The 12,392-nt window shown below is 41.0% G+C and carries 8 protein-coding genes and 2 pseudogenes; 6 read left to right on the top strand and 4 right to left on the bottom strand.

From position 1 onward, the window contains the following. Positions 1 to 209 precede the first annotated feature (209 nt). The 3 genes from BM135_RS13925 to BM135_RS13920 form a co-directional block, all read right to left on the bottom strand. Entirely contained in the window at positions 210 to 503 is a 294-nt protein-coding gene (locus tag BM135_RS13925; RefSeq protein ID WP_245737414.1) for an antirestriction protein, read from the bottom strand. Beyond that, positions 496 to 774 (bottom strand): hypothetical protein, encoded by a 279-nt coding sequence (locus BM135_RS16730; RefSeq protein ID WP_139204116.1) that lies wholly within the window; start codon positions 772 to 774, stop codon positions 496 to 498. The genes BM135_RS13925 and BM135_RS16730 overlap by 8 nt, the downstream gene beginning before the upstream one ends. 519 nt (positions 775 to 1,293) lie before the next feature. Continuing rightward, positions 1,294 to 2,199 (bottom strand): SAM hydrolase/SAM-dependent halogenase family protein, encoded by a 906-nt coding sequence (locus tag BM135_RS13920; protein ID WP_373567315.1) that lies wholly within the window; start codon positions 2,197 to 2,199, stop codon positions 1,294 to 1,296. Positions 2,200 to 2,747: 548 nt separating this feature from the next. On the opposite strand from BM135_RS13920, the gene BM135_RS13915 reads away from it, so the two are divergent. Genes BM135_RS13915 through BM135_RS13905 form a run of 3 tightly spaced genes read left to right on the top strand, consistent with a single transcriptional unit; the run spans position 2,748 to position 7,494 of the window. Further along, positions 2,748 to 3,881 carry a ComEC/Rec2 family competence protein gene (locus BM135_RS13915; protein ID WP_092520569.1) on the top strand — a complete coding sequence of 378 codons (1,134 nt, stop codon included), beginning with the start codon at positions 2,748 to 2,750 and terminating at the stop codon, positions 3,879 to 3,881. After that, entirely contained in the window at positions 3,878 to 5,326 is a 1,449-nt protein-coding gene (locus tag BM135_RS13910) for a Hachiman antiphage defense system protein HamA (protein ID WP_092520567.1), read from the top strand. The genes BM135_RS13915 and BM135_RS13910 overlap by 4 nt, the downstream gene beginning before the upstream one ends. Next, complete coding sequence (locus tag BM135_RS13905) at positions 5,323 to 7,494, top strand: DEAD/DEAH box helicase (protein WP_092520565.1); 2,172 nt, start codon at positions 5,323 to 5,325, stop codon at positions 7,492 to 7,494. The genes BM135_RS13910 and BM135_RS13905 overlap by 4 nt, the downstream gene beginning before the upstream one ends. A gap of 330 nt (positions 7,495 to 7,824) precedes the next feature. On the opposite strand, the pseudogene BM135_RS13900 reads toward BM135_RS13905, so the two are convergent. Then, positions 7,825 to 8,742, bottom strand: a pseudogene (locus BM135_RS13900) (integrase domain-containing protein). Positions 8,743 to 10,607: 1,865 nt separating this feature from the next. Here BM135_RS13900 and BM135_RS13895 point away from each other — a divergent pair. From BM135_RS13895 to BM135_RS13885, 3 genes and pseudogenes are all read left to right on the top strand, one after another. After that, positions 10,608 to 11,021: a helix-turn-helix domain-containing protein gene (locus BM135_RS13895; protein WP_175486155.1), complete on the top strand. Its 414-nt coding sequence runs from the start codon at positions 10,608 to 10,610 to the stop codon at positions 11,019 to 11,021. 168 nt (positions 11,022 to 11,189) lie between these two features. Beyond that, positions 11,190 to 12,047 carry a queuosine precursor transporter gene (locus BM135_RS13890; protein WP_092520560.1) on the top strand — a complete coding sequence of 286 codons (858 nt, stop codon included), beginning with the start codon at positions 11,190 to 11,192 and terminating at the stop codon, positions 12,045 to 12,047. Positions 12,048 to 12,060: 13 nt separating this feature from the next. After that, positions 12,061 to 12,297, top strand: a pseudogene (locus BM135_RS13885) (NADPH-dependent 7-cyano-7-deazaguanine reductase QueF); the annotation flags it as partial. Positions 12,298 to 12,392 lie beyond the last annotated feature (95 nt).

The raw sequence follows: 12,392 nt of genomic DNA, 5'->3' as shown, positions 1-12,392 counted from the left end.
GCATCAGGCCAGTGACCTGCACGGTAAAAATGTCTTCCTGCGAGGCCAATGCCGTGTTATCCGGCACCGGTAAAAAAATCGGGTTCAGGGTGTGGCTCTCCTTGATTTGACGTCAATAAAAGACAACACCCGCCCAATACGGGAAGGTGTTGTCGGCTCCCCGGTCAAGCGCTTAAGAAAAGGGTTAACAGCTCCATGGGCTGATAACGTCAATGGTCATTGTTATTATTCGGGCTATGGACAAGTGCCGAACTGATGACTTCCTCTTTAGGCTGCAACGCCAGTACCGCACGTATCAGCCCGGTTTCCGGATGGTGCAGCGCATATTCCCGCAGTTCGCAGAAGCGGAACGTATCCGCATTCGGTTCATCCAACTCAGCAATACGCTCATCGTCACTAAGCACAACAACAGCTTTAATGAACATGTGCTCAAGCAGCATCAGTTCCAGTGAACCGGTGTGCGGAAAAATTTCAGAAAAAGGGGATAATTCAGACTTAGACACAGTGTGCACCGTGGCCGGGGGGATATTTTGTTGCATCGTATTCTCCTGATAAAACAACGGAGAACACCTGACCCAATGGGAAATGTGTTCCCCGTTGGGTGACTGGCTTGTTGGCCATCATGGATGAGATTAAGAGACCTTCATCGTCATCAGACTGACGATATCTGCTTCCAAAGGTGCGCAGATGTACCACACAGTGTGTACTCTCTTGCAGGCTACGGGAGTGTTGCTGTCGCTGCCCGAGGGTGATCCTTACAAGTGACCGGATCATTAATAAGTCTGACTACGCTAATAAACGGAAATCATCAGGTCAATGGGTAATTCATTTCCCGGGACAAAAAATAATGTCAGGAACACGACGGGATTTTGGGGGAGTCAGGGAGAGGCTGTCAATACGAGGTGACCCGTTCTGGTCGTTTGTCTAAATCATTTTTGCCCCAAAATGTGTTGCACACTACTCCTGTTAAAAAGGTTAAACTGGATGGGGTCACCTAGAAAATCTAATGACTAATTAAAAGAGTTAATAAGAAAGGCTCAACTAATAGGCTTTATGGTGCATAACCGAAACACAACGTAAGTTTGCACCATAACAATGTGTTAAGTTAAGTCGGCTATTCGCTCAAAACTGCCCGAGATTCTTTGAGCGGGCAGCATCTGCACAGTGTACTGACCGTTCGCCACGGGAATACCTGCTCGCCAGACCAGCAATGGGTTAAGTAATCAAAGGTGCATGTAAATATAGTGGAAAACCCAGACCTTAATTAGCATTTTGTGTAGTTGCCAGTTCCCTTTAATCTGAGCACTTTTTTAGGCTGATGCGCCAGTTATCACCAGACTGCACTTGGTATCTGGCAGCGAAGTTATCCATATTGAGTGCTACCGATACCTGTAGCAGGCTGTTGAGATACACCAAAGGTTGACCTTCAGGAACTTCACCAAAGCTGCTGACATATGGGGCTTTGCCTTCATACCGGATCTTATCCCCTTCACTTATTTTAATGCAGACCTTATCCCCTTTGTGAATACCCACCTTACTGACCTGGCTGTCATTGATATTACTCCAGACATTACCAAACCGTACATCTAGAACTGGAATAGTACCCTTAAGAGTTCCATCCCTTTCAGCTACACCAGTCTGATAAGGGATCTTTACTACTTTATTTGGTAACAGCGGCCCCACCTGTTCATAGCTAATAATACCTGAGGCAAGTCGTGCCCCAGTATATGCGTATACATCACGTCCATGAAAAGTATATGATTTTTCAGAGCCAGGTACACGGTTGAACTTCTCGTCAATCTGACGTACAGATTCAATACCAAAATGTTCAGCTACCAAGGTCAATGTTCCGTTATCCGGTGAGACTATGTAATGACCACTCTGTGTCTTGAGAACCACTGAGCGCCTGTCAGTACCCACTCCCGGATCCACCACGCTTACAAAGACAGTCCCTTTGGGCCAGTATGGTAGAGTCTGGTAAAGGCGATATGAAGCTTCCCAAATATTATAAGGTGGAATTTCATGTGTTAGATCATAAATAGGCTGGCTAGGATTCACCTTGAAAGATATCCCTTTCATAACCGATACTGCCCCATCTTTTAGGCCGAAATCTGTCTGAAACACCAGGGCTTCATTGGCAACAGTAACCGTACTTACAAGAGCGAGAGAAAGACTCGCAGCCCGGAGAGTAGTTCGAATATCCATAACTGAATCCTTTTCATTTAATAACGGGAGACAAAATATACAGTTCATAGGGATCTCGGGAACAATGGAACAGTAAACACCTTTAAGCGTTCAATTTAAATAGCTAAAAATGATCTGTCAGTCGAAGTCAGAGATCTCACAATATATTTATTTCATTTTGGTACAATTGACGCCATACGGGGCGTCCATCTCATCAGATTAGGTCTAGCTCAGATCATCAATAGTGTCAGATCGAGTCTTATTTGGTAATCACATTGGTACAACTAACTCGCTTTTGCACCAAAATTTGTTAGTCCTATATAAGAGCAAGTTACTTGGGAGTGATTTCGTTATACCTGAACTAATGGATGCTCAAGATACAAAACTTGACTCTAGCGGGAGGTCTATTGCCTACAGATACTGAGTGTTCATAGCTTTGATACACCAATATTACCGAAGTCACACAGATAGAAGTTGTTTGTTGAATAATTATTAAACATCATTCACTTACAGCATAAAACTGGTAATATGTTATTAGTTTATCTAGGTGATAGAACGAGATAATGCTCAAAATACGAATGCACAAAGCTGATAACGGTGACTGTGTTTCTATTGAAACGGAGTCTGAATTCATCTTAATTGACGGTGGTACTGCACAATCCTTCGATAACTGGAAAAAACAGATTGTTGGACAGGTTGATAAGATTGACTCGCTAATTGTCACTCACATCGATAACGACCATGTAAATGGAATTATCAAGTTGTTGATTCATCCTGAGTGTCCAAGTATCGAACAGGTTTACTTTAATGGTGCAGAGCAACTATTTGGTCAACTTGCAGAAGATGGTCAAGTTGATCAGCGTGCAGACGTTAAGCTACAGGCCTTATCGGAAGAATGCTCTGATGTAGGCGATAAGGAACCAATTGGGTACTCTGAGGGCACGTCGTTGTCGTATGTGATTTCTAGCAATGGGATCAAGTGCAATGACGTAGTTGATGGTGAAGCTCTATACAGAGAGAAATGTGAGGGCTTTGACATTGGCTCTTTAAAATTCACTCTCATTGGTCCCGTGCACAGCTCTCTAAGTGAACTAAAGAGAATCTGGGAAGACAAGCTGGAAGAGCGGAACATCAGACCTCGGATTATAAGCAAGTCTTACTATGATGCATTTGAGCAGTACGCGAGCAATGTTAGAGAGCCAGTCCCTAACAATCACGAAATTTCATCCACAGAACAAAGCAGTATTCAGACGTTAGCTAACACACCTTTTGACGATGATGATTCACCAACAAACAGAAGCAGTTTTTCATTCTTAATTGAATCGGATGGTAAACGGATTCTCTACTTGGGTGATTGTCACTCTGAAGTCGTTACATCTTGGCTAGACCAGCAAGAACTAGAGAAAATCAAAGTTGATGTTGTAAAAATCTCGCACCACGGGAGTCAAAACAACACCAGCTTAGAGTTGTTAAGACTCATTGAATGTAACAAGTACTTGATTAGTACAAATGGTAAATCCCACGGTCATCCAAACTTAGAAACACTAGCCAGAATTGCTCTCGTGAATGCCGACTTCGAGACTGAAATTTTCCTCAACTACGAGCTAGAAACGATACCTGATTGGTTTGTGACCGAGCTGAATGCAAGTTATCCATCAATAAAGTTACTAATGAACTCTTGCGAGGTTGAACTATGACAGTAGGGGCATTGGAAGAGTTTAAGCTCGATTCTATATATATCCTCCAGACTTCATTTACTGGTGGTGGAACAAAGCGCGGGACGTGTTTTTCTATCGAACAGGATTTGCTACTAACGGCGAATCATGTCGTAAAGGATGCAACTTCAGTAAAAGTATTTTTAACGAGTGACTCTTTTGCAGAGGGACAGCATATTGAAGCTGAATGCATCTACAGCAATGTAGATCTCGACGTTGCAGTCCTGAAATTACCAGATGGAACTACAACAAGTTCTTTGGGCTTGTATGCGACGAGCGTGAACTTGGATAGTGATGTGAAATCTTGCGGTTACCCAGTAGAAAAAGAACATTATCCCGCTCCAATCAAAGTCAAAGTGACGAACACGTTTGAGCACATGACGAGCCGTGAATACAGCTTTGAGGTTTCACAATCTGACACGGTTAGTAAGTACAGCGGTATGTCTGGCTCTCCAGTGATACATGATGGCCGTTGTTTAGGCATTTTGTTGGTTCAGCAGGGCGGTAATACTCTGTATGCGGTATCTGCGAAAGACTTTCTAGGAGACGCGTCACTAAAGAAAATCGTTTATGATCATGGTGTAGAGATAACGGTTCAAGAGGGCATCGGTTATAAAGCTCCTGACTTTCCTGCATCTCCATTTAAGTACTGTATTAACTGCAATGTAGGCCTTCCCAACATTAAAGGTATTGATATTGGCTTTACGATGGAGTGGTGGAATATCAGTGACTTTACGGAGACTGTTTACGATTGGATTATCGATTACTGTTTATCACATAAGCAAAAAGCCAATTTTACTGGAGGAAGCAGAAGCCTATTCAAGTACGCGAGGTCTCACTATCCAACAGATGACTTAAATGCACTAGGTGATCTCTGTTTGCATATCGCGATCCGTGAGTCTTACTCGACAATTCCTGTAATGAACAAGGTTTTTGATGTAAATAATAAGACTTTTTCATGTACTCACGCCGTACTTAATTTTGACAGTATTGAGCTATGGATTGGAGCCTCCGCCGTCACAACTAACATTGAAGAAGCCGTTCAGTCAGCTATTGAAAGTGTTGAATATATTATGGATATAAAATCACTTAAAAACAGACTGTTCACTCTCACCTCTGAAATAGATGAATCATGGCCTCATAAAGAGAAGCTACAAAGGCTAGCAAACTCAAGTCTGGAATTAGATGAAAGGTTTGACAAAATTATCATTCCTATATTCATTATGCATGATAGTGAACTGATTACAAATTATGATAAAAGTAATTTCTTGAACTTGTTCAACGAGAAAGTTGCAAATTGTAGAGGGCTGTTGCAAGCAGAGTTTGATGAAGGCGTAATTGATTTGCTCGACTTAAGAGTATTTTATTTTCCAGTGTCAGATGTCAATGAAGTAAATGGTGCATTACTTGAGGAGCTAAACTCATGAGTGCTTGGTATCAAGATTCAAAGAATAAACTAAATGATCCATCATTCACTGAATGGGATAACTTTTTGATATCATTGATAAATAAATACAATGAACATTCCAATGAATCATTGGTTCAAGATATTGTTATTAGGGCGTTGGAAAGAAAAGATGAAATGCCTTGTGGCTTTATTTTGGATCATATTTTGGGTGAGTTAGGTCTATATCCATACGTTGATAAAGAAAGTAACACATCAAAAGATAAGTTTAGACGTAGCATCTTCACTACTCCTCAAGATGAAGAGAAAACTTTTCATATCCGCCAAGCTGAAGTATTCCATAGAATAATGAGTGGTGAGAATGTTATTCTTAGTGCTCCGACTAGCTTTGGTAAAAGCCTCATAATTGAAGCGCTTGTTGCTAGCAATGAATTCAACAATATCGTAATAGTTGTACCAACGATTGCTCTAATTGATGAGTTGAAGAAAAAACTATTTAAGTATAGGGAACAATACAAAATAGTTACTCAGGTATCGCAGAAACCTAGCGAAAGGAATGTATTCATTCTTACTCAAGAACGGGTTTTGGAATATGGTGATTTGGATTCGATCGATTTCTTTATCATTGATGAGTTCTACAAACTTGCTCCAGTAAGTAAAGATGATGAAAGGTGTGACCGTTTAAACCTAGCATTTAGAGCGTTATATGCGAAATGCAAGCGATTCTACATGCTGGGTCCTAAGATTAACGGCTTGGTTTCTGGTATTGAAGATGAACTAAGATGTACGTTCCTTAAATTTGATTCGTACGCTACGGTTGCAACCAATGAATTTTACTATCCTCTCAAAACGACGGGGAAAGATGTTCTAGTCGATGAAGAGAGAGATGGGATCTTGAATTCCATATTGACTTCAATAGGTAGAAAAGAACAAACGGTAATTTACTGTAAGTCACCCAAACGAGTTAGTTCATTGATGTATCGTCTTTTGAGCGCAGGCCTGCTGACGGCAGATGATACAAATGACAACCTTGCTACTTGGTTGGCTGAGAACTTCCACAGTGATTGGTCTTTGGTTGATGGAGTGAAACATGGTATCGCATATCATCATGCTCAGCTTCCAAGAGCAGTAGGTGCTTTAATAGTCGATCTATTTAATGAATCAAAAATCAATATTCTTGTTTGCACTTCCACGCTGATAGAGGGTGTGAATACTAACGCTAAGAATATTGTTATATATGATGACTGCATCACAAAGAAAACAAAGCTAGATATGTTTACTTTTAACAACATATCTGGACGTTCGGGTAGAATGTTTGAGCACTTTGTTGGAAATGTATATATATTTGGCGATAAACCGCAAGTGGAGCTTCCGTTTATTGATATGCCCGTTGTAACTCAAAGTGAAAATGCATCAGAGTCTTTGTTACTTCACCTAGGCGCAGATGTTAATGAAGAGAATAAAGGCAGAGTTAAGAAGTTCTATGATCAAAAAGTTCTTCCAATGCCATTACTGCTTAAGCACCAAGGTATTGACCCTAACCAATTGATAAAGTTAGCGGAAGAGCTAATAGAAAAATGTAATGCTTGGAATAGCTTGATGTGTTGGGATAGTATTTATCCAACATCCGTGGAGCTACGGCATTTGTCTAATATTTTGTTCAAGCATTTCAATATATCCTCTATGGGTGGCGGTACGGTTCGCTCTGCGAGTCAATTGCATAGGAAATTATTAGATATAATAAACAAAGTTGATGATAAAGATTTAATTCTGCAGAATTATAGTTATTGGAATGGACGGGATAAATCTTATAGTGTCGATGATTCTGTTCAAGCAGTATTTAATTTCAAGAAAAATCTAGTCAACTATAATCTTCCTAAAATAATATATGCTATAAGTGATGTTCAGGAGGTGATATTTAAGAGGTTTGAATATCCTTTTGGTGACTATAAACCTTTTGCGGCCTCACTTGAGAACTTCTATTATCCAGCAGCAATAAACTCGTTGGAAGAGTTTGGGATACCAAATCAAGTGGCTAAGAAGTTTGTCGAGAATAATAAAAACAAAATTGCCGATATAGATAGCATAGACTCAGTAATTGACTTTTTGATTGCGTCAGATGAAAAATCATATCCATACTTATCGGAGTATGAGTTAGGGTTTGTTAAGAAAGCACTATCCTATATGTAGTTCGTAATCTATTCGATTTAGGTGGGCTGGCAAGTTGCCAGACCTACTTGTTACAATTTTACTACTGAGGCTATCTATATATCCAAGTTATTGAGAGTTTCATGATGCTATTGTTGATTTTCAGGACAATAGCATCATGTCTTGCCTTTTACCATCTGAGCTTTGACTTACTTTTTCTCATTAGAACTAACCAAACAAGGGTAAGCTCTGTAACTCATTTATGTCCAGAAGTGAGTTAGCGATAACATATGAATAATCGCCTAAGATTCAAGGTTGCTTTGCTCATATTCCAATGACCAAAGCAGCAGACCGCGTATGACTTAATACAGCTTATTCACCCTCAATATTCTGGTAATACACCTGCCGGATATAGCGCCCGCGCCCGTCGCCATGCCCCAAATCCATCGATACCAGCGCCAGCACTTCCCGTTCGCTAAATCCTTGCGCTATATAATGCTCCCCGGATTGCTGAGCAAAATGATAACGTATACTGTGTGGCGCTTTATTGCCGTGCAGTCCTGCACTTCTGACAATATAGCGGTAACGGTCGATGGCCTGCGTGATCGTGGGTTTATCAATCAATTTGCCACTGCGCCTGGCCTGCTCACGTTCCGCATAGGCAATCGCGTGTTGCAGGGCTTCCCGATCCAATATGACCGTCTACCGTGGACGTTCGCCTTTGGTGCCGAACACCACCCGCACGGAGGTATGCCCGTTTTCCAGCGCTTTCTTCCAGGACGCTAAAGATTTGTAGGCTTCGACCGCTTCTTTGGTGCGCAGCCCCAGCACATAAGCCAGTTGCATCACCGCTGCCACGCTCCGGTCTTTTTGCTCCACCTGCTGAAAAATATCCCGGAATGCAGACGGTATCAGCGCAATTTTTGTTCCCTTGCGGCTCATCTCAGCGATACCCAATGCCCGGTTACTCAGACGGTCATTCTCGGGATCAGCCAGCTTGTGCTTTCCGGCTTGCGTTAAAATGGCTTGCAGCACCGACATCTCATTTTGCAGTGTCCGGTGACTGATATTGTTGGCTTTGCGCTCAGCCATATAGCGCTCAATATATTTCACCTTCAGGCTATCCATTTGCCGGAGTTTGATGCCATTGTTTTTCAAATAATCAAGGAACTGCCGGGCAATCCGTTCACGATCCGCCACCGTAACAAAACTTCCGCCCGCCTGTCGGGCATGAGTGATAAAGGCTTTTCTGAACTGTTCAACCTTTGAACGTGTCGATCCCTGCGCCATTCTCGCCTCTCTTGCTACTTTTTCATTTTTGGTCGTTTTTAAAACAATTCCCTGCGTGTCGGTTCAGGTTCACCGTTCCGTGGTGCGTCAGATAATGTGTAGCAGGGCGGAAGTGTGTTGAGTTATTGCAGGAGCTCGCGACGTGCTCAGCACGGCGATGGCATGCTCCCCGTTCAGAGCCTGATCCAATCAGGGTGAACGCCTCATTATCTTGACGTGATTCATTTCTCCTTAATTTTTACTGCATCAGCCTGCAATCAGGCAGTGGGTTGAAAATCCGATATGACGATCGTTTATCAATCAAACAAGATAGCGGTTAATGGTCTGTTTTGCGTGGTTTCACTGAGTAATACGGGGTTCAAATCGGTCATAAAGTCAGACCGGATGAGCTATGGACGTTAGCCGACCGGCGGCGTCACTTGGTAATCGCTTCGCTTCAACACAAGTGACGCCGCGCAATTTTTGTGACGTTTATCGTGATGGATTGAAATGTAGGTGAATGTTGCACCGGTTAAAGCGGTATTGATTAGTGTGAAACAGAGTGTGTTCTGCCTCTATTGTGTGGGTAAGCCGGTTGTGAATAACACCGGGAAACTTTCATCATCAAAGCGTTGAATGATGTGTCTGATGATATCTGCTTCCAAAAGTGCGCAGATGTACCGCATTGTGATGCACTCCCTTGCAGGCTACGGGAGTTTTAGTCCGCCGCTCAACGCTGATCCTTACAGGCGATGGACCATTGGTAACAGTTAAATACCTTATCGGTTGGGTTGAACGAGGTCAAATTTTTATTCGATGATAAGGTGAGAAAGGACGTACTATTATTTTCTTGATGAAAATAATTTTTCCTTTGTTCATACCCTTAATTGGCTTGTCAGATATCCAGAACCATTGCTCCACTACAAATCCAATAGACAGTTAGGGATTTCCTTAAAGAAGTATTTTACTCAATCACAAGAAAAGTAATCATAATAATCGTGACAATAATCTCAAAATTAAACTGGTGTGATAGTCATATTGTGTTCTTTAAATTATTAATAGATTATCTTTATGGGTGTTACTCACACTTGAAATTAGACACTCAAAAGGTAACCGCTCCGTACCACATATTTATCTAAATCCACATTTAGATATTCAAATCACCACCGATACCAACGTCCGGTACTGAAAAGTTACTCTCTGCTATTGTATAACTGCTCATTTCACTTATATACTTTCCTGACAAAACTATCCTACCAGAAATGAAGTTTCCCTAGTGTACATAAGATAATTCATTTACTTCATCGGTGAAAAATAAGTAGATTATTCTAAATGTAAAACATGTTTATGATCTGCTCTTCTCATATCTTCAATAACTCAAATTTAACGCGATAAAATATAAAACCCATAGAAATGGTAACCCTACATAAATTCCTTTATTGAAATAATAACCCGATACAAACACCATTAACGTTGTTTTTTTGAAAAATAATCACCTTTAAAAAGCAGTCAAAATAGTGTGCTCGTGCCCTGGTGTGGCTTCGCTAATAATTTTATATTGTAATTATTTTATTTGTATAATAATTAATATATTCAGTCAGTTAGATACTACTGCGAGTAATTAAGCACGCATCATTCAATAAGGTCAACATAAAAATAATCAAAAAGTGCATGAAACTGTACATTCTTTGCATACTGTCATGTTTTTTATGTAAAAAAAACTTACTACTGACTGTTCTTATAAAGCTACGTATCGAAAAATATTATGGAAAGTAACAAGTTAATCATGTAATGTCTGAAGAAAAAATCTAACAACATTATTATTTTCCGAAATGAAAACATCAGGAATAAAAAGAAAATATAATATTATTAGTAACATTGAGTACATGATGAGAAAAAATGGTGAGAATAAGTCCTCACTGGCTATGCGCTCAGGTGTTACAAGAACAACACTCTATAAAATTCTTGATGGTCAAATAAATAAAGTTCAACATTCAACTATCACAAGGATTGCCGATTTTTTCGGTGTCAAGTGCGATGTCATAGAACATTGCAACATTGAAGAACTTGATCGCATAGACAATACCCTCTCCGCTGAGGGTAACAGAAACCCATCTGCTATTCCGCTTGTTCCCCAGTCAGACGTGTTAGCCAGTATGGAAGATCGTATTGGTCAGCTTGTCATGAAATACCCGGTCATCTGGGCCTTCGAAGAAGGCGCAAATCTGATTGGGCTGACGGTAGAAACTGAAATTGATAAAATTTTTTCCCCCGGTGATACATTAATCATTAATCATTAAGCGCTATGCCGCACCTGTAAAAAATCAGCCATCGCTAATATATACACCCGAAAAAGGATTTTATCTCCATGATATGTCTGGTTGCGCAAAAAAAGTGCCAACCATAAATGAGCAATTGATTGGAATCATCATTGAAGAACGCATTTCGTAAGCAAAGGAGCATTAGCTGTGTCAGGTAATCAAAAATATAAACTACTGGGTTTCAGTCGCTCTTCCGACGCGATAAGGGCGAATATCATGATCCTGTCTACGGGGAAAAGCATCAGTATACCGTTAAAGGAATTGGAAAGTAGCCAGGTCTCAGAAGATCTCAACAGAAATGAACTCAGGGAGGTCTATCACCGGATTTATGGCAGTGAGGATACGGTAACCGCCTATGACCTCACTGATCGGCACGAACGTTCCTGGTTCGCCTATCTGGTGATTGCGCTTTCTCTGGCCATTATCTGTATTTTTTGCACAGTGACAGGGATAAAACCAGTAAGCATTCCCTATATTAATATGGTGATACCCGCCGCAGTCTTTTTTTACCCACTCACATTCATCCTTGTTGACATGCTCAATGAGTTTTACGGCCTTCGCCTGGCCAGAAAGGCGATTCTTTTTTCGTTTATTACCAATATCCTGTTTGTTCTCGGCCTGATGTTCACCGCAGTGCTGCCGGGCCTTAAAGAATGGGGGTTAGCAGGAGCCTATACTGAGATTGTCCATAGCATTACGGCTGTCCTTGTCGCGTCTTCAGTGACTTATATTGTCTCTGAGAATGTCAATTCATGGCTGTTATGTAAAATCAAAGAACTGACCAATTCCCGTTATCTTTTTATTCGCATCATAACCAGCACAACAATAGCGGCCGCACTGGACAGTATTATTTTTTGTACACTGGCATTTTATAACACGCTTGATGCCGACACGATTAAAACAATTATTTTTTCCCAGTTTATTATCAAAATGACCTATGCCATTGTCGGTGTTGGACCTATCTATGCTACCCGGGCACTATTCAGAAAATATATAACCTCATAGAAGAGAAGTCATCATGGATATTAAAAAATCAATAACACATCTTGGAACAAAAACCGATTACATACAAAGTTATTCTCCAGAATTACTTGAAACACTTCCGCGATCACTCGCGCGCGATATTATCAATATCAGTTCTGATTCATTGCCATTTCAGGGTTTTGATCTTTGGACCGCGTGGGAACTTTCCTGGCTGAATAGTAAAGGGAAACCGGTAGTCGCAATCGGTGAGTTTACTATTCCGGCAACCAGCCTAGGGCAAACGGGTCTAAATTGAACAGTTAGTTCAGTGATGTGCCTTCAGTACATAAAGGTAGGAACATTGATGATCGTTTGTGATTTACAATC

Source organism: Xenorhabdus japonica (assembly GCF_900115195.1).
Lineage (GTDB): Bacteria > Pseudomonadota > Gammaproteobacteria > Enterobacterales > Enterobacteriaceae > Xenorhabdus > Xenorhabdus japonica.
The sequence above is the reverse complement of the archived record's forward strand: the minus strand, read 5'-3'. Positions and strand labels throughout refer to the sequence as shown.